Origin of the sequence: Ferrovibrio sp. (assembly GCF_046297895.1) — a bacterium.
Classification (GTDB): domain Bacteria; phylum Pseudomonadota; class Alphaproteobacteria; order Ferrovibrionales; family Ferrovibrionaceae; genus Ferrovibrio.
Map to the genome: position 1 here is coordinate 14,122 of NZ_JBKBHC010000008.1, position 20,851 is coordinate 34,972.

Consider the following 20,851-nt stretch of genomic DNA (forward strand, 5'->3'; position numbering starts at 1 on the left):
TTTTACGCCGCCTTGGAATAGGTACGGTCGACCAAGTTCACGATGGCGCGCATGATGGCGGTGAGGTCGTAATCCTTCGGCGTGAACACGCCGGCGATGCCGGCCGCCTTCAGCCGCAATTCGTCTTCCGGCGGAATGATGCCGCCCACCACCACCGGCACGTCGCCGATGCCCTCGGCACGCATGCGCTGCATCACGTCGGTGGCCAGTTCGACATGGCTGCCGGAGAGGATGGACAGACCGACCAGGTGCACGCCTTCTTCCAGGGCGGCCGAGACGATCTGCTCCGGGGTGAGGCGGATGCCTTCGTAGACAACCTCCATACCGCAGTCGCGCGCCTTCACGGCGATCTGCTCGGCGCCGTTGGAATGGCCGTCCAGGCCCGGCTTGCCGACCAGCAGCTTGAGCGGCCGGCCCAGGCGCTGGGCCACGGCCTTCACCTCCGCGCGCAGTTCGTCCATGCCATCGTTGGCGAGCGCGCCGCTAGCGGCCGCCACGCCGGTGGGCGCCCGGTATTCGCCAAACACCTTGCGCAGGGCGGCAGCCCATTCGCCGGTGGTGACGCCGGCCTTGGCGGCCCTGATGCTGGGCTCCATGATGTTGCGGCCATCGCGCGCAGCGGCTTCGAGTTCGGCGATCGCCGCGTCAACCGCCTTCTGGTCTCGGCTGGCGCGCCAGGCCTTCAGCCGCTCGATCTGCTCGGCCTCGGCCGCCGGGTCGACCGTCATGATCGCGCCGCCTTCGGATGCCACCAGCGGCGATGGCGCGCTTTCGGTGAACTTGTTGACGCCGACCACGGTGATTTCGCCGGTTTCGATGCCGCGCACCCGCGCCGTATTGCTTTCCACCAGGGCCTGCTTGAGATAGCCGGTTTCCACCGCCTGGATCGCGCCGCCCATGTCCTCGATACGCTTCAGCTCGGCGCGCGCGGCGGTCTTCAGCTGCTCGACCTTGGCATTTACGGCCGGGTTGCCGTCGAACAGGTCTTCGTATTCCAGCAGGTCGGTCTCGTAGGCCACGATCTGCTGCAGACGCAGCGACCATTGCTGGTCCCATGGCCGCGGCAGGCCGAGCGCCTCGTTCCAGGCCGGCAGCTGCACGGCGCGGGCGCGGGCCTTCTTGGACAGCACCACGGCCAGCATCTCGAGCAGGATGCGATAGACGTTGTTCTCCGGCTGCGGCTCGGTCAGCCCCAGCGAATTCACCTGTACGCCGTAGCGGAACAGCAAAGCCTTGGGATCGGTGACGCCATACCGCTCGCGGCCGATTTCCTCCCACAGGTCGACGAAGGCGCGCATCTTGCAGATTTCGGTCACAAACCGGATGCCCGCATTCACGAAGAAGCTGATGCGGCCGAAGGCCTGGGCGAAATCGGCTTCGGGCACCTGGCCGGAATCGCGCACCGCATCCAGCACCGCTATCGCGGTCGCCAGCGCATAGGCCAGCTCCTGCACCGGCGTGGCACCCGCTTCCTGCAGGTGATAGCTGCAGACGTTTGTCGGATTCCACTTCGGCAGTTCGCGGTAGGTGAAGGCGATCACGTCGGTGATCAGCCGCATCGAGGCCTGCGGCGGGAAGATGTAGGTGCCGCGCGACAGGTATTCCTTGATGATGTCGTTCTGTACCGTGCCGTTCAGATCAGCGCGTTTGGCGCCCTGCTCCTCGGCCACGGCGATATAGAGCGCCAGCAGCCAGGCCGCCGGGGCGTTGATGGTCATCGAGGTATTCATCTGGGCGAGCGGAATCTGGTCGAACAGCACCCGCATGTCGCCCAGATGGCAGATCGGCACCCCGACCTTGCCCACCTCGCCGCGGGCCAGCACATGGTCGCTGTCGTAGCCGGTCTGGGTCGGCAGGTCGAAAGCCACCGACAGGCCGGTCTGGCCCCGGCCCAGATTGGTGCGGTAGAGCGTGTTCGATGCCTTGGCCGAGCTGTGGCCGGAATAGGTGCGGAACAGCCAGGGCTTCTCGGGACCCGCCTTTTCGCGCTTGCGAACAGAAGTGGCCGTGGTAGCGTCTGTAGGGCGAGTCGCGGACATAATTTTATTCCGTGTCAAGTTGACCTTAGGTTATTTAGTTACCTATTGCGTTGCACAACCGAAATATCATAACCTCTGCTGCATTGCAAAACGATCTTGCCATTTTTTCGCTTCCGCAAAAAGATAGCAACCGTCTTGTAACAACACCGTCTCGAGGCGCTCGGCAAGGCTAATCCCGGCCGGCAGGGCCCAACAAGAGAAGAAATCAAGCTCGGAAAGAGCGTGTACAGGGACAGCGAAAGGCAAAGGAGCTTCGCCATGTCGAATGCGGGTGGAACTGTGGTGGCGCTGCAGACTGGGAATGCGGGGCAGCCCCAGAAGGCGCAAACCGGCAGCTACAAGGATCTTTACGAGGTGGGTGAAATCCCCCCGCTCGGCCATGTGCCGAAGCAGATGTATGCCTGGGCGATCCGGCGCGAACGCCATGGTCCGCCCGAGCAGTCGATGCAGCTGGAAGTGCTGCCGACGCCGGAGATCGACGCCGACGAGGTGCTGATCCTCGTGATGGCCGCTGGCGTGAACTACAACGGCGTCTGGGCCGGCCTGGGCGTGCCGATATCGCCCTTCGACGTGCACAAGGCCCCCTATCACATCGCCGGCTCGGATGCCTCGGGCATCGTCTATGCCGTCGGCCGCCGCGTGAAGCGCTGGAAGGTCGGCGACGAGGTGATCGTGCATTGCAACCAGGATGACGGCGACGACGAGGAATGCAACGGCGGCGACCCGATGAACTCGCCAACCCAGCGCATCTGGGGTTACGAAACGCCGGATGGCAGCTTCGCGCAGTTCGCCCGCGTGCAGTCGCGCCAGCTGATGCCGCGGCCCAAGCACCTGACCTGGGAGGAAAGCGCCTGCTACACGCTGACGCTGGCCACCGCCTACCGCATGCTGTTCGGCCATCGTCCGCATATTCTGCGGCCGGGCCAGAACGTGCTGGTCTGGGGTGCCGCCGGCGGCCTGGGTTCGATGGCGATCCAGTTGATCGCCATCTCGGGTGCCAACGCGATCGGCGTGATCTCGGACGAATCGAAGCGCGACTTCGTCATGAGCCTGGGCGCCAAGGGCGTGATCAACCGAAACAACTTCGACTGCTGGGGCCAGCTTCCTCCGGTCATGGATACCGAGAAATACGCGGCCTACATGAAGAAGTGCCGTGAATTCGGCAAGGCGATCTGGGACATCACCGGCAAGGGCAACGATGTCGATTTCGTGTTCGAGCATCCCGGCGAGCAGACCTTCCCGGTCTCGTGCTTCGTGGTGAAGCGCGGCGGCATGGTGGTGTTCTGCGCCGGCACCACCGGCTTCAACATCACCTTCGACGCGCGTTTCGTGTGGATGCGGCAGAAGCGCATCCAGGGCAGCCACTTCGCCAACCTGCTGCAGGCCAGCCAAGCCAACCAGCTGGTGATCGAACGCCGCCTGGATCCCTGCATGTCGGAGGTGTTCAGCTGGGCCGACATCCCGCGCGCCCATACCAAGATGTGGAAGAACCAGCACAAGCCCGGCAACATGGCCGTGCTGGTGAGCGCCAAGGTGCCGGGTCTGCGCACCGTTGAAGATGCGATCGAAGCGGGGAATTCCTAACCCTTCTCGACGCTGACCAGCCGGCGGGGGTAACCCTGCCGGCTGAACCTTTTCAGTCCTCTTTCCCATGAGCGCCACGATGTCTGCTGCCGCCAAGCCTGTCCCCGCCAACGAATCCCTGCTGATCGGCGACCTGCTGTCCAACTGCGCGGCAGCACTGAAAGCCGCGGAGCAGTTGGCGGCCCACGCCACGGCTGCGGTGGCGCAACTGGTGCGCGGCGCCGATGGCCATATCGACGGCGCGCGCCTGGAGGAAGAGCAGTTCGCTGCCCATGGCCTGGCGTGGCTGGCCACCTATGTGGCAACGCTGAAGGAAAGCCTGCATTGGGCCGAGCGCCTGCAGGCCGAGGGCAAGCTGCGCGAGTTGGAGGCGCTGATCCTGCAGGCCGGGTTCGGCGAGTATCTGGCGCAGATGCAGGGCGGCATCCCGATGAGCCAGGTGGAGGTCTGCCGCCCCGACGACCTGGGCATCACGACGGAGGCGCTGCAGGCCTTCCTGACCGCGCCTGTGCAGCGCCTGATCCAGGCCGGCAACACCTCTGCCGTGCGCAGCCGGATCGGTGCACTGATCCAGGACGGCCTTTCGACCGGCGATTTCGGCGAACTGGGCCTGGATGAAACGATGGCGATGGTGCGCGAGCAGTTCCGCCGCTTCGGCGAGGACAAGGTCGCACCCTTTGCCCATGACTGGCATCGCAACGATGACTTCATCCCCATGGAGATCGTCTTGGAGATGGCCGAGCTTGGCGTGTTTGGCCTGACCATCCCTGAGGAATATGGCGGGCATGGCCTGGGCAAGATGGCGATGTGCGTCGTCTCCGAAGAACTCAGCCGCGCCTATATCGGCGTGGGCTCGCTGGGCACCCGCGCCGAGATCGCCGCCGAACTGATCCTGCGTGGCGGCACGGAAGAGCAGCGCAAGCAATGGCTGCCCAAGCTGGCCTCGGGCGAAATCCTGCCGACTGCCGTGTTCACCGAACCCAATACGGGCTCGGACCTCGGCAGCTTGCGCACCCGCGCCGTGAAGGACGGCGACGTTTACAAGGTGACCGGCAACAAGACCTGGATCACCCATGCCGCTCGTACCGACCTTATGACACTGCTGGCGCGCACCGACCCGAACGAGAAAGGCTACAAGGGCCTTTCGATGTTCCTGGCCGAAAAACCGCGCGGCGACGATGCCAACCCCTTCCCCGCCAAGGGTATGACCGGCGGCGAGATCAAGGTGCTCGGCTATCGCGGCATGAAGGAATACGAGATCGGCTTCGACGGGTTCGAGGTGAAAGCCGAGAATCTGCTGGGCCAGCGCGAGGGGCAGGGCTTCAAACAGTTGATGGAGACGTTTGAATCCGCCCGCATCCAGACCGGCGCCCGCGCACTCGGCGTGGCGCAATGCGCGCTGGAACTCGGCCTAAAATACGCCAATGAGCGCGTCCAGTTCGGCAAGCCGATCTACAGCTTCCCGCGCGTGCATGGCAAGATCGCCTGGATGGCGGTGGAAACCATGCTGGCGCGTCAGCTCTGCTATTTCGCCGCGCGCGAGAAGGATCAGGGCCGACGCTGCGACCTGGAAGCCGGCATGGCCAAGCTGCTGGCTGCACGCATCGCCTGGGCCAACGCTGACAACGCGCTGCAGGTGCATGGCGGCAATGGCTATGCCGAGGAATATCCGATCAGCCGCGTGCTGTGCGACGCGCGCATCCTCAACATCTTCGAGGGCGCCGCCGAAATCCAGGCGCAGGTGATCGCGCGCCGCCTGCTGGAAACCCGCAACGGCTGAAGGCCCTAACGCACGAAATCCGTATCGGTGGGGTTGCCGCCGCAGACCAGCACGCCGACGCGTTCGCCGGCCGCCGGCTTGTAAACACCGCTGAGCAGGGCGGCAAAGGCGGCCGCCCCGCCCGGTTCCGCCACAAGGCGCAGCTTGTCCCACAGGGCAATCTGGGCGGCGCGGATCGCCTCGTCGCGCACCAGCACCGAGGCCGCCACATGCGACTGCGCGATGGGAAACATCAGCCCGCCGACCTGGCGTGGCGCCAGCGAGTCCGCGGCGATGCCGCCAGCCGGCGCATCCACCGGCCCGCCGGCCTGCAATGCCATATGTAGGGTCGGTGCCGTCTCGGGCTCGACCGCCACCACCTTCACCCTGCCGGCATACCAGGCGGCGATGCCGCCGATCAGCCCGCCGCCGCCCACCGCCACGAACAGGGTATCCAGCTGAGGCGCCTGTTCCTCAAGTTCCAGCCCGACGCTGCCCTGGCCCAGCAGGGTCTCGGCCTGATCGTAGGCATGCACCGGCAGGGCGCCACTTTCCGCCTGCCAGGCCTCGGAGGCTGCCAGCGCATCGGCGTAGCGCTCGCCGCCCACCACCAGGTCGGCGCCGTAATCGCGGATGCGGGCGATCTTCATCGGGGCCGCAATGCTCGGCACATAAATCCGCGCCGGCAAGCCAAGCCGCATGGCCGCAAAGGCCACCGCTGCGCCATGATTGCCGCCCGAGGCCGCCACGACGCCCGCTGGCGGCACGGCACGGCCCAGCAGGTTGGCAAAGGCGCCGCGCGCCTTGAACGACCCGGAGTGCTGCAGCAGTTCCAGCTTCAGGATGAACGGCGCACCCCGCAGGCCGAAGTCCCCCGGCTGGATTTCGATGACCGGCGTGCGCCGGACATGGCCGGCGATGGATATATATGTGCGGGCGATACCGGCGCGGTCGATGGTGAGGGCAAGGCGGTCGGCCATGAAATGATCCTGCTGTTTGCTTGACTATAATTAGGAATATGGCTAATTAGCAATATGCCTGACCTAAATTCCTTGCGCGCCCTGGCCAACGACAAGCGCCTCGCCATCCTCGACTGGCTGCGCGATCCCGTGGCCCATTTCCCGCCGCAGGTGGATGGCGATCTGGAGAAAGACGGTGTCTGCGGCCTGCTGATCGCCGAAAAGCTGGGGGTCAGCCAGCCGACCGCCAGTGAGCACCTGAAAATCCTGGTCCGGGCCGGCCTGCTGCGCACCAGGCGGATCAAGCAGTGGACCTTCTACAAGCGCGACGAAGCCGCCATCACGGCCTTCAAGCAGGCGATCCAGCGCGGGCTGTAGACCGGCGCGACGCATTGCCGCGCCGGGCGGCGGCCTGACGGTTGGACCTGCCCCGCCGGGCGCTATATCCTCCGCCCATGCAAGGCATCGTCAACACCCTGATTCCGGTTTTCGCCGTTGCCACCTTCCTGGTGCTGTGCGTGGGCATCTATGCCCTGTTCCGGGGCGGGCAGTTCAACCGCTCCTATTCCAACCTGCTGATGCGCTGGCGCATCCTGTTGCAGTTCATCGCCATCGTCCTGATCGCGGTGGCGAGCTTCGCGTTCCGGAACTGAGCCCGGCCATGGTCAAACTGGACAAGATCTATACCCGTGGCGGCGACAAGGGCATGACCTCGCTGGGCAACGGCGAGCGGGTTCCCAAACACGACCTACGGGTGGAAGCCTATGGCGCCGTAGACGAGGCCAATGCCGCCATCGGCCTGGCCCGCCTGCACACCGCCGGCACCGACCTGGATGCCATGCTGTCGCGCATCCAGAACGACCTGTTCGACCTGGGCGCCGATCTCTGTACTCCGGAGGAGGACGAGCAGGATCCCCGCCGCCGTCCGCCCCTGCGCATGGCCCAGGTGCAGGTGGATCGGCTGGAGGCGGAGATAGACGCCATGAATGCGCGCCTGAGCCCCCTCACCTCTTTCATATTGCCCGGCGGCAGCCCGGCCGCAGCCCACCTACATCTCGCCCGCACCATCGTGCGTCGGGCCGAGCGGCTGGTCACCGCCCTGCAGGATGCCGAACGGATCAATCCTGCCGCACTCAGCTATATCAACCGGCTGTCCGACCACCTCTTCGTCGCCGGCCGGCACGCCAACGGCGATGGCAAAGCCGACGTGCTGTGGGTTCCGGGCCTGAACCGGGGCTGATCACGCCATCCATCGCTGCCCGGCAATTTCTGCCGGGAACAGCGCGCCGCCGGGAAAGCCAGGCAGAAGCTGCCGCCCCCTCACCGCCCAGCCCGATGAAGTAATATTATTATAAAACAATAGCTTATGGCGCGCGCCCGAAATTGGCACGCGGCTTGCTCCTACCCTGGCAAATCGGTTTCGAGCCAGGAGGCAGTGTTATGACGATCAGTGGTTCTTTGCAGACCTCGATTACCGGCCTGAACGGCCAGTCGACGGCGATCAGCTACATTTCCGACAACGTCGCGAACGCAGGCACCATCGGCTACAAGAAGGTGGAATCGCGGTTCCAGACGCTGGTCACCCAGTCCAGCGCACAAGCCAACACCCACTCTCCGGGCGGCGCGCTGAACCAGCCCTTCTTCGCCAACAACTCGCAGGGCGCGATCCAGCAGGTGAACTCGACCACCTCGATCGCCCTGGTCGGCGGCGGTTTCATCCCGGTTTCGAAGAAAAACGGCAACGACCAGGCCACCGGCCTGCCGACCTTCGAGACGACCTCGTACTTCACCCGCGTCGGCGACTTCAACCAGAACAATGACGGTTACCTGGTGAATTCGTCGGGCTACTTCCTGCGTGGCTGGCCGATCGATCCGGTCACCGGCGTGGTCGACAGCTCGGCCACCGAGGAGGTGCGCGTGTCCAACCTGCTGGACGCCCCCGTGGCGACCAGCACGGTGGATTATGCCGCCAACCTGCCCTCGAACGCGCTGGACCCGAACGGCAACCTGCCGGCCACCCTGCCGCTGTCCTCGATCCAGGTGTTCGACGCGCTGGGCAACGCCCGCACCCTGAACCTGGAATGGACCCGCACCGGCACCAATACCTGGGAACTGGAAGTTACCGCGCCGGGCAGCGGCGTGGCCGGCTCTGGCGCCAGCGTGTTCGGCCCGGCCACCGTCACCTTCGGCGGTTCGGTCGCCGGCACCAATATCAGCCCCGGCACGATCGCGTTCCTGGGCACCGCCGGCGGCCTGACCGGCACCGCCGCCTCGGGCGTCGACGAAGACGCCTCGTTCAACTTCAGCCTCAACTACGGCTCGGGCTCGCAGAACATCAAGCTCGACCTGGGCTCGTTCGGCAACTCGATCGGCACCACCCAGTATGCCGGCGACACCCTGACGCTGAACAACTTCAGCCAGAACGGCGTGCCGCAGGGCAACTTCAAGAACCTCAGCATCGACCAGGACGGCTTCGTCTCGGTCACCTTCGACAACGGCAACGTGAAGCAGTTCTACCAGATCCCGGTGGCACGCTTCCGTGACCCGACCGAACTGGACCGCGTGGCTGGCAACGCCTTCGTCGAGACGCCGAGTTCGGGCTCCGCTGTGCTCTCGCAGTCAGGCTCCAGCGGCGCCGGCGACTATGTGTCGGCTGCCATCGAAGGCTCGAACGTCGATATCGCGGAGGAGTTCTCCAAGCTCATCGTTGCCCAGCGCACCTACTCGGCCAATGCCAGGTTGATCACGGCCGCCGACGAGCTGCTGCAGGAAACGATCAACATCCGCCGCTAACCGGACTGACCGCCGGGCCCGCAAGCCCGGCGGTCGGCCGCCAGCCCCGGCGGTGCGGAAAGCACTGCCAAGAGTTGGAAAAGGATTTCACCCATGTCGCTCAGCGCCGCCCTCAACACCGCAGTCATCGGCCTGCAGACGCTGCAGCAGCAGACCAGAATCGTTTCGGGCAACGTCTCCAACGCGCAGAACCCGAATTACAGCCGCAAGATCGCCACCCTGACCACGCCGGTCGCCGAGGGCCTGCCGCAAGCCTCGCTCATTTCCCAGATCACCCGCGTCGCCGGGCCGGAAATCCAGCAGGATCTCTACAAGATCACCGCCGATTTCGGCCAGCTCGAACAGCAGTATGCCTTCACCAAGGAACTGTCCGAGATTCTCGACGCCACCAACACCACCGGCGACCAGCCCACCCTGATCGCCATGCTGACCCGTTTCGAGGATGCCTGGAAACAGCTTGAGGCGACACCGGAAGACACCGCAATCCGCAGCCTCGTGGTTCAGCGCGGCGTTGAACTCACCACTGAAATCCGCCGACTGAACAGCCTGCAGTCGGAACTGCAGACCCGCGCTCAGGAACAGCTGATCGGCGATATCGCAATCGTCAACGAAGCCGCTCTGCAGATCGCCAAGCTGAATACCCAGATCACCTCCCAAGGCTCGGGCGGCAACCCGATCGGCGACCTGGAAGACCTGCGCGATCAGGAAGTCGCCAAACTGGCCGACAAAATCGGCATTCGGACCGTGATCAACGATCGCGGCGAACTGTTCGTGTACTCCGATGGCGGCGTTCAGATCGTCGGCACCGTGGCCCAGCAGTTCGAATATCAGGCGACCGGAACGCCGCCGGGCATCTTCCTGCAGGGCGGAACCAGCAACCTGAATCTCGGCTTTCAGAGCGGCTCGATCCGTGCGGGCCTGGATTACGTCGACTCCTCCGCCACCGCACTGGCATCGACCGATCCGAATGTCGGCACGCTTACGAAATTCTTCAACCAGCTCGACTCACTGGCCTCGAACCTCGTTGCCGTCGTGAACGAGGCCTATGATCCGACCAACGTCAACCAGTTCTTCACCTTCATCGCACCGGGCACCCCCGGCCAGGAAGCCGGCTTCATTCAGGTAAACACCGCCCTGCAGACCACGCCGGCCAACCTGGACGCCACAGCGGCGGGCCGCGTGCAGCAGGCGATGCGCAACCAGACCCTGACCGCCAACCAGATCCAGCGCACTACGGCGGCGGCGGCCACCGGAACCTATCCGCAGGCAGTGACCGTCGACCTGAACGGCCTGACCATTTCCAGCGTGAATATCTTCGGCCTGGCCAACGGCATCCTGGCCTACCATGCACGTGCGACGGCCGATAACGAGTCGAATCGCGATACCGCCGAACGCCAGCAGCATGCCCTGGATCAGAAGCTGCGCAACCTGACCGGCGTCAACATCGATGACGAACTGGCACAGCTTCAGGTTCTGCAAAACAACTACGCCGCGCTGGCTAATGTTATGAACACGGTCACCGCCATGTTCGACGAACTCGTGAACATCGGGAGGTAACGATGGTCGCTGTTTCCGGCAATACCCAGTATGCCAACCAACTCGATGTCACCCGCAACATCCGCCTGCTCAATCTGCAGCTGGCGCGGCAGAACCAGCAGCTCGGCTCGGGCAGGTATGCCGACGGCCTGATCGGCGTCTCCCAGCGCGCCCTCGAACTGGGTCAGTTGAAGTCCGAACTCGGCACCGTCAACAATTACATGTCTGCCGTGCAGACCGCCCAGAACCGGGTGAATATCTACGCCATTACCATCGAAGAGATCATCGATATCGCAACCGAAGCGCAGGATACGATGCTGAAGAACCGCGATGCGTTCTTCGCCACGACGTCGGCGCCGCGGACCCAGATCAACACCCTGCTCGACCGCGTCGGCTCCCTGCTGCAGACCAAGGACGGCGACCGCTTCCTGTTCGGCGGCACCGACTACACCGTCAATCCGCTCAACGGCCAGCTTTCCGCCCTGCCCACCACCTATGCCGCCAATGCCGTACCGGGTGCCGTCGGCTATCCGGTGCCCTTTGCTCCCGCGGCGACCTCAGGCACCTATCCGCCGGCGCCGCATACCGCGGCCAGCTTCTATCTCACCACCACCGGCACGCTGGCGAACACCTACAATTTCAACGGCATAACCCTGTATACGGACGATAACGAGCAGGTCACCTACGGCGTGTCGGCCGCCGAAAACGGCTTCCAGACCCTGATCGACTCCATGATCCGCTTCCGCGATGCCACCGCCGACATTGCGACCAATCCGGCCAACTATCAGGCCCGTGTCGACAATGCCCGGACCCAGTTGAGCACCGCACTGACCGAACTGAAAACCATTGCCTCGCGCAATGGCTACAAGCAGCAGCAGCTTGAAGAGGTGATGGATCGCCACAACCGCTCTCTCGACGTCCTGCGCACCCGCATCGGCAGAATCGAGAATGTCGACATCGCCGAAGTGTCGGTCAACATCAAGAACCTGCAGACCTCGCTGGAGGCCAGCTACGTCATCACGAGGGACAGCCTGAGCCTCTCGCTCGTCAACTTCCTGCGCTAGGCCGCGTAACGGCCATTTTCGGCGGATTCCGAGCCGGCCGGAGGGTGTATATCCCTGCCGGCCGGTTGCGATTCAGGCGACTTTGCCTATAGTCCGGCCTCTGGACAGGTCCGGCCATGCAGATACAGATCTACAACACCCTCGCCCGTCAGAAAGAGCCTTTCGTCCCGCAGGACCCCCAGCGGGTAACGATGTATGTCTGCGGCCCCACCGTCTACAATTACGCCCATATCGGCAATGCGCGGCCCGTGGTGGTGTTCGACACGCTCTACCGGTTGTTGCAGCAGGCCTACGCGAACGTGATCTACGTCCGTAACGTCACCGACGTCGACGACAAGATCAACGCTGCGGCCAAGGCCGAGAATGTACCGATCGGCACGATCACCGAACGCTACCACCAGGTCTATAGCCAGGACATGGCGGCGCTCGGCGCCCTGCCGCCGCGGATCGAGCCGAAGGTGACCCAACATATCGGCGCCATCATCGGTATGGTCGAACGCCTGATCGCCAACGGCCATGCCTATGAAGCTGAAGGCCATGTCCTGTTCAACGTGCCCTCGTTTGCCGAATATGGCCGTCTGTCGCGGCGTGACCGCGACGACATGATCGCCGGCGCCCGCGTGGACGTGGCGCCCTACAAGCGCGATCCGGCCGATTTCGTGCTGTGGAAGCCCTCGCCGCCGGACCTGCCGGGCTGGGACAGCCCCTGGGGCCGCGGCCGGCCGGGCTGGCATATCGAATGCTCGGCCATGATCGAGAAGAACCTGGGCGCCGGCACCATAGATATTCATGGCGGCGGACACGACCTGATCTTTCCGCACCATGAAAACGAAATCGCACAGAGCACCTGCGCCCATGGTGGCAGGCTGTTCAGCCGCTACTGGATGCATAACGGCTTCGTAAACATCGAATCCGAGAAGATGTCGAAATCGCTGGGCAATGTGCTGCTGGTTCACGAGTTGCTGAAACAGGCGCCGGGCGAGGCGATCCGGCTCGCCCTGCTGTCGGCGCATTACCGCCAGCCGCTCGACTGGACCGAGGCCGGCCTGCGCGAGGCCAAGGCGCAACTCGACCGGCTGTATCGCGCGCTAGACGGGTTGAGGGACGTCCAGGCGTCGGCCGACCGCGCGCCTGAAGCCTTCATCGCCGCGCTGGCCGATGACCTGAACACCCCAAAGGCACTGGCCGAACTGCACCAGATCGCCAACGCCGCAAACAAGGCGACCGATGCGGCTGAAAAATCCCGGCTGAAGGGCGAATTGCTGGCGGCGGGCTGGCTGATCGGCCTGCTGCAGCAGGATCCGGCCGCATGGCTGAAGGGCGAGGTAAGCGCCGATGTCGACGTTGCCGAGATCGAAGCCCTGATCGAAGCCCGCAAGGCTGCGCGCGCGCGCAAGGACTGGGCAGAGTCGGATCGCATCCGCGATGAACTGGCCGCACGCGGCATCCTGCTGGAAGATAAGGCCGGCCAGACGAGCTGGCGGGTGGCGTCATGAGCGAAAGCATCACGGACATCCAGGAACGGATCGTCGAGGATTTCAGCGTTTTCGACGACTGGATGGATCGCTATCGTTTCCTGATCGACCTCGGTCGCGCCCTGCCGCCCTACCCGGAGCATCTGCGGACCGATGAATGGCGCGTGAAGGGCTGCATCAACCGGGCCTGGCTGCATGGCGAGGCCCGCGAGGGCCGCGTCTATTACCAGGCCAGCAGCGAGTCAGAGATCGTGGCTGGTCTGATCGCCCTGCTGCTGAAAGTCTATTCCGGCCGCACCCCGCGCGAAATCATCGACAACCCGCCGGATTTCCTGCAGCGCATCGGCGTGTGGGAGAATATCACCTCGAACCGGATCAACGGCCTGAACGGAATGATAGCCCTGATCCGCGGCGTGGCTGAGGCCGAACTGAAAACGGCCTAGGCGTCAGGCCTTCCGGCGCGCGGCCTCGATCTGGTCAATCGCCTTCACAACGGCTTCGAAAGGCAGCAGCACGGCATTGTGACGCGCCTTGTGTTCGCGCACCGGCACCAGCACTTCGAGGTCCCGGAACGCCCCGCCGGCAAAATCCGGGCCTGGCGGCGGCCCGTTTTCCTTCAGCATGGCCCGCATGATGCCATTCAGTTCGCGCAGGGTGGCGGCGTCCTGGCCCACCACATGCCGGCCGAAAATCGAGGCGGAAGCCTGCCCCAGGGCACAGGCGCGCACCTGCTGGCCATAGCCGGTCACCCGGCCGTCTGGCCCCAGGGCCAGTTCCACCGTGATGCGGCTGCCACAGAGCGGACTGTGATGCGTAACCGTGGCATCGGCGGCGGCCAGCGGTTCGGTCTGGCCGATATGTGCCGCAAAATTAAGGATTTTCTCGTTATACAGGGCGTTCAGCATGGGCTTTCCGGGCGGCTTGGCTTGATGGAGGCGCCCCCCAACGATATATAACGGCCATTCTCGGAAGAGCAATCCGGCCGGCGCGGCGCCCTGCCCCGGCCGCCAGAGGAGTTAAGCCCGTGTTCGCCAATCGCATCAGTGTGGAACAGGTTGAGGAAGGTAACGAACTGGCGCCGAAATTCGACGCCGAGGGCCTGCTGCCCTGCGTTACCACCCAGGCCGATACCGGCGAGGTTCTGATGCTCGGCTACATGAATGCCGAGGCGCTGAAGCGCACCATCGAGACCGGCGAGGCGCATTACTACAGCCGCAGCCGCAAGGTGCTGTGGCACAAGGGCGCCACATCCGGCTTGGTGCAGAAGGTGGTCGAAATGCGCATCGACGACGACCAGGACGCCGTATGGCTCCGCGTGCGGGTGGTGGGCGATGCCTCCTGCCATGTCGGCTACCGGTCCTGCTTCTACCGCTCGGTGCCGACCGGTCAGGCGGAAAGCGGCAAGCCGGTGGAACTGACCTATGAGGAGAAGGAAAAGACCTTCGACCCCAAGGCAGTCTATGGCGACGCCCCGAATCCGACGATCCTCTGATCCTGATACTTTGCGGTCCGTTCAGAAAGCCGATGGCCAGTCCATCGGCTTTTTTCATATCAATCAACAATTTGCCGCACCGCATATTATCAACTCATAATGCCCGCAGAATCCTGTAATGCGCTAGAATGCGAGCATTCGGAATGATCCAAGTGCAGCTTCGAAATGGCGCCATCCAGCAAATCCCTGCTCGACTCTTTGGGAGACTTCTTCTTCGGTGAAGACGAAGCCGCGCGCCCTGCGCCGACTGCCGCCGGCAAGTCCGCTTCGATGAATGCGAAATCGCCCATTGCCACAGGCAAGATTCCGGCCGGCACGATGCAACTGATAGGCCTGCAGAATGTGCGCGAGATACTGGGTGCCCGCTGGCCTCAGCGGATCGAACACATTCACAGCCTGATCGAAGCCATCTTCCGCCGTCGCCTTGATCCGGCCGATGTGCATTACAAAGTGGATGATGAGAATTACCTGATCCTGTTTACCCGCCTGGGACGGCAGGAAGCTGCGTTCAAGGCCAAAGTGATCGCCGACGAAATCCAGAAACTGGTTGCGGGCGACATGCCCGAGCAGCAGGATCTGATCGTCACCTCCAATGTCACCGATGTCGATCGAAGCCTGGTGATCGAGAAGATCGATTCCCTGAAGGATTTGGTCGAATATGTGCGCAGCCATACCGCACCGGCCAACAAGGAATCTGGCGTCACCTTCTTTGATGACTCCGGCGCGCCTCAGGCCGACGAACTCAAGCCACATGCAGCCGTCGGCGCCGGCCCGGACCTCGCGGATCTGGATCAGTCGCTGGTCGGCTTGTTTCAGAAAAAAACAACGGCAACCTTCCTGAAGGAATGCCGGGCCGGATTCTATCCCGCCTACAGCCTGCGGCGCCGTGGATTCACGGCCTTTGATGCGGTGGCCATCCATACGCCCAGCAATCAGTCAGCCGACCAGGTCAACGACCCCTTCCTCGACAGGCCCGAGGAACTGCCCTTCTATCTCGACCGCTACATCCTCACCACCGGATTACTCGGACTGCACCGCATGCTGACGGGCGGTCATCGTGGCGTGGTGATGATTTCGGTATCTTTCGATACATTGGCGATGTCGAAACTGCGCGATATCTATTTCGCGCGACTGAAAGAAGTGCCTGGCGGTCTTACCAAATTCATCGGCATCATCGTCCGAAACATCCCTGTCGGCACGCCGGCCAGCCGGATCGCCGAGGTCATGGCATATATCCAGCCTTTTTGCGGTACGCGCATCCTGCGAATAGCGCCTGATTTCAAACTGATCGATCTTTATGCCAATAGCGGCGGCCATGGCTTTGCCACCTGGCTGCCTGCCGACGAGCAGGATGGCGGAAAAACCTTTCAGACAATGTCGACATTTGCGAAGCGGGCCGCCCTGCACCGGCAGGAATGCATCATTACGGACCTTGAAACCAGCGACGATGTCTCAACGGCAATTGCCGTAGGCTGTACCTATGTGACAGGCCCGGCCGTCGCGCCACTGATCGATACTCCCGGTGTGGTGGAGGGCCTGACTGCCACGCATATCCTGCGTCATGCGGGTTTCAGCTAAATCGCCCCACCGCCCAGTTCGGCATAGGGATAGAACGGCACGCGCATCCCGGCTTCCAGGCTGGTGACATCCTCTGCCAGTTCGATCAATCCATCGGTGCGCGTCAGCGACGTGATCACCCCGGCACCGTCGACCGGATATTTTTCCGCCCGCCAGCCGCCCTGTCCGTCATTCGTCAATGATACTCGCACCCATTCGCGGCGATCGGATTTTTTCTTGTAACGGAAACCAGACACCACCGGATAGCCGCGCGGGGGCACCGGCATGGCGCCGCCGAGGCGCTGCAACAACGGCCGCGCGAAAAAGCAGAATGTCAGCATTGCCGCCACCGGATTGCCTGGCAGTCCGAAAAACGGCACACGGCCGATCTGTCCCAGCGCCACCGGACGACCCGGCTTGATCGCCAACCGCCAGAAATGCAGGCTGCCATTGGCCTCGATGGCCGCCTTCACATGGTCCTCGTCGCCGGTCGACACGCCGCCGGAACTGATCACGGCGTCGTGCGATGCCGCCGCTTCACGAAAAAAGCCGATCAGGTGGTCGCGGCGATCGGGCTGGATGCCCAGATCGCTTACGATGCAGCCGGCTGCCGCCAGCAGGGCCGACAGGAGCGGCCGGTTGGCATCGTAGATCCCGCCCGGCGGCAGCGGTCCGCCAGCCGGATGCACCTCGTCTCCGGTCGACAGCAGAGCCACGCGCAGGGGGCGGTAGACATTCAGGGTCGCGTGGCCGGCGGCGGCGGCCAGGGCCAGTTCGGCCGCCCCGAGGATGCGGCCGGCCGGCAGCACCTCTTCGCCCTCGCGCAGATCCTCGCCGGCCAGCCGGCGGTTGGCGCCGCGCTTGATGCCGGGGCGGATGACGACGCGCTCGCCCTCCAGCCGGCAATCCTCCTGCATCATCACCGTATCGGGTTCGCCGCCTGGCCCATCGCCCGGCCCTGCGGGCATCACCGCGCCGGTCAACACGCGTATGGCGGTGCCGCGCGGTTGTGCGCCCGCAAAGGGATGCCCGGCCGCAGCGCGGCCGATGACGTGAAGGACGGTGTCGGACGTGGATGACAGATCATCGAAATACACCGCGTAGCCATCGACCGCGGAATTGTCGCGCGGCGGCACCGAGACCCGCGCCGCCAATGGCAGGGCCAGAACCCGGCCGCGGCAATCCTGGAGCGGCAGCGTCTCGACAGGTGCGACAGGGGCCAGTCGCCGGCCAAGCTCGGCCAGCGCCTCGTCCAACCGCATCAGCGCACCGCCATGGGCGAAGCAATCGTCACTCAGCTGCGCCACGGCGCGCTCCGTTGATGGCAGGCTGCTGCATCCAGGCCAGGATGAAATCAGCGATCTGAACGTGGTTGCCGGCATCCAGCACCGGGACAGGAAGGCCTGGCAGGGGTTGGTCGCTGGCCACGGCAATCACGTTCGGATCGCTGGGCTGCAGCATCGGCTTGCCGACCGCGCTGCGCCAGACCTCGATCTTGGCATGGCGCTCGTGCTTAAAGCCCTCCACCAGCACGAGATCGACAGCACTCAGGCGGGCCACCAGTTCGTCCAGCGTCGGCTCGGTTGCGCCACGATGTTCGTGCATCAGCGCAAACCGCTTGGCCGAACTGATCAGCACCTCGGTGGCCCCCGCCTCGCGGTGGCGGTAGGAGTCCTTGCCTGGCCGATCGACATCGAATTCGTGGTGTGCGTGTTTAATCGTCGAGACGCGCAGGCCACGCTGGACCAGCAGCGGGATCAGGTCGGCCAACAGGGTTGTCTTGCCCGATCCACTCCAGCCGGCAATGCCGAGGACCTTCATGACGGCTTTTTCCCCGAAGCCTTCAACTCAGCCGCAGCACGCTCGGCAAGATAATCATCGGTGGTGCGAATCTCGGGTCTGGGTGCACCGGCATACGGATCGATCTTACTCTCGCTCTGCACGATCACGCGACAATCGGCACACATGCGCACGCGTTCGATGGCACCCGACTGGTACATCCAGTGCCTGCCCTCAAGCTGCGCGACGATGCGCTCGATGGTCGATTTGGTGCCAAACGCCTTACCGCAGCGCACGCAATGGAAGGGCTCCTCTTCCTTGATCACACGGGCGCTGGCAGAGGCATCGATGAAATTCACCCGCGGCTCCAGCGCGATCACCTTTTCCGGACAGGTGTTCTTGCACAAACCGCATTGCACGCAGGCATCCTCGGTGAAGCTGAGGCGCGGCCGCTCGGGATCGTCGCTCAGCGCGCCGGTCGGGCAGGCCGGAACGCAGGACAGGCAGAGCGTGCATCCCTCGGTGTCGATCCTGAGGTTGCCAAAAGCGGCACCCGGCGGCAGGGCCAGCGTATCGACCGGCTGTGGCGCCACCTTATGCAGATGCTTGAAGGCCTGCCGCGTCAGATCGCGGCTGCGGCCCATTGGCAGATAACTCGCGCCGGCCGCAGCTTCGCGTGGTGTCAGCGCGGCCAGGGCCGTGCCAAGCTGGTCGGGATCGTCCGTCTCGATCAGGCCGACGCGGCCAGCTTCAAAACCGAGTCCGACCAGTATGGTTTCGGTCAACGCCAGCTGCTGTGCCAGGCCGCCTAGATCCTCGCGTCGCTTGCCCGGCGCCAGCACCCGCAGATCGGATGCCCCATAGGCGAAGGCCGAGGCGAAGGCGGCAACCCCGCATTCGGTGACGGAATGCACCGCCAGGGGCAGTACGCGCGCGGGCAGACCATCGCCATAGCGGGCCAGCGCATCGATCAGCGGCGCGCCGTGTTTGGCGTCGTGGAGCAGCAGCACGGCCTGGCGCCCGCCCGCTTCGCGATAGGCTAGCAGCAGCGCTCGTATCTGCTCGATCAGCCCGGCGGCAGGCGGCAGGCGGTAATCGGCCGCGCCGGTCGGGCAAACCGCGCCGCAATTGCCGCAGCCGCCGCAGATATAGGGATCGATGGCAACCGCATCACCCGCCGGCGTGATCGCGCCGGTGGGGCAGACATCGAGGCAGCGCGTGCAGCCTGCCTTCTTGGACCGCGAATGGGCGCAAAGCTCGGGATGGAAATCGACATACAGCGGCTTTTCGAAACTGCCCAGCAGATCGCTGGCCTCAAACAGGGCACGCTGCACGGCTGCCGGATCGTTCGGATCGGGACGCAGATAGCCGTCGCGCTTTTCATGCGCCGGAAACAGCGGCGTGCCGCCTGTGAGATCGAGGATGATGTCGCAGCGCGAGCTGGCGCCATTGCGGGCCGGACCAAAAGCCAGATGCCGGCGGGAGGATGGCAGCGGCAGGGCATAATCGTCGATCACCAGCTCGAAGGCGCCAAGATGTCCGCGCGCGCCAACGATGCGCCCCTGGACGATGGGAAGATCCATCAAGGGTTGGCCCGGCACATCCTTGGGCCGATCAAGCATGATGGTGACATCCAGCCGGTCGGCCAGCTGGCGGGCAGCGGCGATCGCGCGTTCGTCGCGGCCATAGACCAGAAGGATGCCCTGCGAGGTCATGGTCACGGCCGGCAGGGCCGGCGCCGGGAAGGCCGCCGCCGCCAGCAGGGCTGCAATCTTCGGCGTAGCCTCGGCGGCTTCGCCCGACCAGCCGGCAGTTTCGCGGATATTTACGTAGGTTATGGCGGCGCTACTGCCCCGTTCCTCGCGCTGTTCCTCGAAAAGTGGTCTTTCCTGGGTGCAGGCGACGGTGAGCGGCTCGTCCGATTTCAGCGCATCATGGAACCGCCAGAGTTCTGCCCGACATAACTGCGTCGCCAGCCCGTCTTTGTCGACGCTGCCGCCGCAGGCGCGGGCGAGCGCCGCGCCGTCGAGCGGCATCGTGCCCTCGCAGTTGCACACAAGGACGCGCTTACCGTCCAGACGCATCACGATCCCACCCGAATGCTTGGTAAACCAACTGTATCGACTATAGTGTTGAGGTATCAGGAAAACCAGCCGGAGGTCAGGATTGTCGCGGCGGCTTTTGATCTGGCTCAGCTTCTGTCTGGCGGCAAGCGGCGCGGCTGTGGCGCAAGTACCGGCAGGCTCATCGGATACGCAGGGGCTTGAACCGCCCAGCCTGGAACGGGGCGCCGAGTTGTGGGGCAAGTGTCGCGCCTGCCACACGCTGCAGGCCGATGGCCGCAACATCGTCGGACCACGCCTGCACGGCGTCTTCGGGCGCAAGGCCGGCAGCCTGCCCGATTACCGCTATTCCGAGGCGATGAAGAAATCCGGCATCGTGTGGACGGCAGAGACGATGGATAAATACCTCGCCGCCACACAGGACTATATTCCTGGAAACAAGATGTATGGTGGGTTGGCCATAGTCCAGGACCGCGTCGATCTGATTGCCTGGCTGCAGCAGCAGACCACCCGCTGACCCTTTAAAATCGCCCGCAGAACCCTGTATATTCCAGCACAATCAGTACCTTGGAGGATGCCCCATGAAAGCCTTCGTTTCCGGTGTGATCGCCGCCCTCGTCATCGCTGTGGGTGCTGCCGTGATCCTTCAGACCATGAACAAGCCTGTCGATGTGGTCTTCACCACCGAAGGCGCGCGGGTCAGCCCCGAAACGCACCAGAACTGATCGGTTGGTTTTGGGTCTCCGCGGCG

The 20,851-nt window shown here is 64.0% G+C and carries 21 protein-coding genes; 14 read left to right on the forward strand and 7 right to left on the reverse strand.

Going from position 1 to position 20,851, the window contains the following annotated elements; all coding sequences use genetic code 11:
- Positions 1 to 2: 2 nt before the first annotated feature.
- On the reverse strand, positions 3 to 2,039 hold the full coding sequence (locus tag ACK4FK_RS14380) for a methylmalonyl-CoA mutase family protein (protein ID WP_409745685.1): 2,037 nt from the start codon (positions 2,037 to 2,039) through the stop codon (positions 3 to 5).
- A 258-nt stretch (positions 2,040 to 2,297) separates the two neighbouring features.
- Between ACK4FK_RS14380 and ccrA the strand changes: the two genes are divergently transcribed.
- Complete coding sequence (ccrA, locus tag ACK4FK_RS14385) at positions 2,298 to 3,623, forward strand: crotonyl-CoA carboxylase/reductase (RefSeq protein WP_409745687.1); 1,326 nt, start codon at positions 2,298 to 2,300, stop codon at positions 3,621 to 3,623.
- Positions 3,624 to 3,702: 79 nt separating this feature from the next.
- Positions 3,703 to 5,403: an acyl-CoA dehydrogenase family protein gene (locus tag ACK4FK_RS14390; RefSeq protein ID WP_409745689.1), complete on the forward strand. Its 1,701-nt coding sequence runs from the start codon at positions 3,703 to 3,705 to the stop codon at positions 5,401 to 5,403.
- 5 nt (positions 5,404 to 5,408) lie between these two features.
- Here ACK4FK_RS14390 and ACK4FK_RS14395 read toward each other — a convergent pair whose 3' ends face one another.
- Positions 5,409 to 6,362: a threonine/serine dehydratase gene (locus tag ACK4FK_RS14395; protein WP_409745691.1), complete on the reverse strand. Its 954-nt coding sequence runs from the start codon at positions 6,360 to 6,362 to the stop codon at positions 5,409 to 5,411.
- 54 nt (positions 6,363 to 6,416) lie between these two features.
- Here ACK4FK_RS14395 and ACK4FK_RS14400 point away from each other — a divergent pair, with 54 nt between their 5' ends.
- The 8 genes from ACK4FK_RS14400 (at position 6,417) to ACK4FK_RS14435 (ending at position 13,652) form a co-directional block, all read left to right on the forward strand.
- On the forward strand, positions 6,417 to 6,719 hold the full coding sequence (locus ACK4FK_RS14400; RefSeq protein WP_409745693.1) for an ArsR/SmtB family transcription factor: 303 nt from the start codon (positions 6,417 to 6,419) through the stop codon (positions 6,717 to 6,719).
- A 77-nt stretch (positions 6,720 to 6,796) separates the two neighbouring features.
- Complete coding sequence (locus ACK4FK_RS14405; protein ID WP_409745695.1) at positions 6,797 to 6,994, forward strand: twin transmembrane helix small protein; 198 nt, start codon at positions 6,797 to 6,799, stop codon at positions 6,992 to 6,994.
- A gap of 8 nt (positions 6,995 to 7,002) precedes the next feature.
- Positions 7,003 to 7,581: a cob(I)yrinic acid a,c-diamide adenosyltransferase gene (locus ACK4FK_RS14410; RefSeq protein ID WP_409745697.1), complete on the forward strand. Its 579-nt coding sequence runs from the start codon at positions 7,003 to 7,005 to the stop codon at positions 7,579 to 7,581.
- A 200-nt stretch (positions 7,582 to 7,781) separates the two neighbouring features.
- On the forward strand, positions 7,782 to 9,134 hold the full coding sequence (locus tag ACK4FK_RS14415) for a flagellar hook protein FlgE (protein ID WP_409745698.1): 1,353 nt from the start codon (positions 7,782 to 7,784) through the stop codon (positions 9,132 to 9,134).
- A 93-nt stretch (positions 9,135 to 9,227) separates the two neighbouring features.
- On the forward strand, positions 9,228 to 10,691 hold the full coding sequence (gene flgK / locus ACK4FK_RS14420; RefSeq protein WP_409745700.1) for a flagellar hook-associated protein FlgK: 1,464 nt from the start codon (positions 9,228 to 9,230) through the stop codon (positions 10,689 to 10,691).
- 2 nt (positions 10,692 to 10,693) lie between these two features.
- Positions 10,694 to 11,734 carry a flagellin gene (locus tag ACK4FK_RS14425; protein WP_409745701.1) on the forward strand — a complete coding sequence of 347 codons (1,041 nt, stop codon included), beginning with the start codon at positions 10,694 to 10,696 and terminating at the stop codon, positions 11,732 to 11,734.
- Positions 11,735 to 11,850: 116 nt separating this feature from the next.
- Positions 11,851 to 13,230 carry a cysteine--tRNA ligase gene (gene cysS, locus ACK4FK_RS14430; RefSeq protein WP_409745702.1) on the forward strand — a complete coding sequence of 460 codons (1,380 nt, stop codon included), beginning with the start codon at positions 11,851 to 11,853 and terminating at the stop codon, positions 13,228 to 13,230.
- Positions 13,227 to 13,652, forward strand: coding sequence for a SufE family protein (locus tag ACK4FK_RS14435; RefSeq protein ID WP_409745704.1), 426 nt, complete (start codon positions 13,227 to 13,229; stop codon positions 13,650 to 13,652). The genes cysS and ACK4FK_RS14435 overlap by 4 nt, the downstream gene beginning before the upstream one ends.
- Positions 13,653 to 13,655: 3 nt before the next feature.
- Here ACK4FK_RS14435 and ACK4FK_RS14440 read toward each other — a convergent pair whose 3' ends face one another.
- The gene (locus tag ACK4FK_RS14440) at positions 13,656 to 14,114 is read right to left on the reverse strand and encodes an iron-sulfur cluster assembly scaffold protein (protein WP_409745706.1); all 459 of its coding nucleotides are present in this window, start codon (positions 14,112 to 14,114) and stop codon (positions 13,656 to 13,658) included.
- Positions 14,115 to 14,233: 119 nt separating this feature from the next.
- On the opposite strand from ACK4FK_RS14440, the gene hisI reads away from it, so the two are divergent.
- A complete protein-coding gene (gene hisI / locus ACK4FK_RS14445) occupies positions 14,234 to 14,701 on the forward strand; it encodes a phosphoribosyl-AMP cyclohydrolase (protein ID WP_409745708.1) in 468 nt (155 codons plus the stop codon).
- Between the two features lie 123 nt (positions 14,702 to 14,824).
- Here hisI and ACK4FK_RS14450 read toward each other — a convergent pair whose 3' ends face one another.
- Positions 14,825 to 15,373, reverse strand: a complete 549-nt coding sequence (locus tag ACK4FK_RS14450) for a hypothetical protein (RefSeq protein ID WP_409745710.1) — start codon at positions 15,371 to 15,373, stop codon at positions 14,825 to 14,827.
- Here ACK4FK_RS14450 and ACK4FK_RS14455 point away from each other — a divergent pair.
- Positions 15,320 to 16,279: a hypothetical protein gene (locus ACK4FK_RS14455; RefSeq protein ID WP_409745711.1), complete on the forward strand. Its 960-nt coding sequence runs from the start codon at positions 15,320 to 15,322 to the stop codon at positions 16,277 to 16,279. The genes ACK4FK_RS14450 and ACK4FK_RS14455 overlap by 54 nt on opposite strands.
- Here ACK4FK_RS14455 and glp read toward each other — a convergent pair.
- The 3 genes from glp to ACK4FK_RS14470 are packed head-to-tail and all read right to left on the reverse strand — an operon-like array spanning position 16,276 to position 20,121.
- Positions 16,276 to 17,565 carry a gephyrin-like molybdotransferase Glp gene (gene glp, locus ACK4FK_RS14460; RefSeq protein WP_409745713.1) on the reverse strand — a complete coding sequence of 430 codons (1,290 nt, stop codon included), beginning with the start codon at positions 17,563 to 17,565 and terminating at the stop codon, positions 16,276 to 16,278. The genes ACK4FK_RS14455 and glp overlap by 4 nt on opposite strands.
- Entirely contained in the window at positions 17,549 to 18,079 is a 531-nt protein-coding gene (mobB, locus tag ACK4FK_RS14465) for a molybdopterin-guanine dinucleotide biosynthesis protein B (protein ID WP_409745714.1), read from the reverse strand. The genes glp and mobB overlap by 17 nt, the downstream gene beginning before the upstream one ends.
- A complete protein-coding gene (locus ACK4FK_RS14470) occupies positions 18,076 to 20,121 on the reverse strand; it encodes a 4Fe-4S binding protein (protein ID WP_409746083.1) in 2,046 nt (681 codons plus the stop codon). Before ACK4FK_RS14470 ends, mobB begins: the two co-directional genes overlap by 4 nt.
- Before the next feature lie 82 nt (positions 20,122 to 20,203).
- On the opposite strand from ACK4FK_RS14470, the gene ACK4FK_RS14475 reads away from it, so the two are divergent.
- Together ACK4FK_RS14475 and ACK4FK_RS14480 are read left to right on the forward strand one after the other, a co-directional pair.
- Complete coding sequence (locus ACK4FK_RS14475) at positions 20,204 to 20,617, forward strand: c-type cytochrome (RefSeq protein ID WP_409745715.1); 414 nt, start codon at positions 20,204 to 20,206, stop codon at positions 20,615 to 20,617.
- Between the two features lie 64 nt (positions 20,618 to 20,681).
- Positions 20,682 to 20,825, forward strand: a complete 144-nt coding sequence (locus ACK4FK_RS14480) for a hypothetical protein (RefSeq protein ID WP_409745717.1) — start codon at positions 20,682 to 20,684, stop codon at positions 20,823 to 20,825.
- The last annotated feature ends 26 nt before the right edge of the window (positions 20,826 to 20,851 follow it).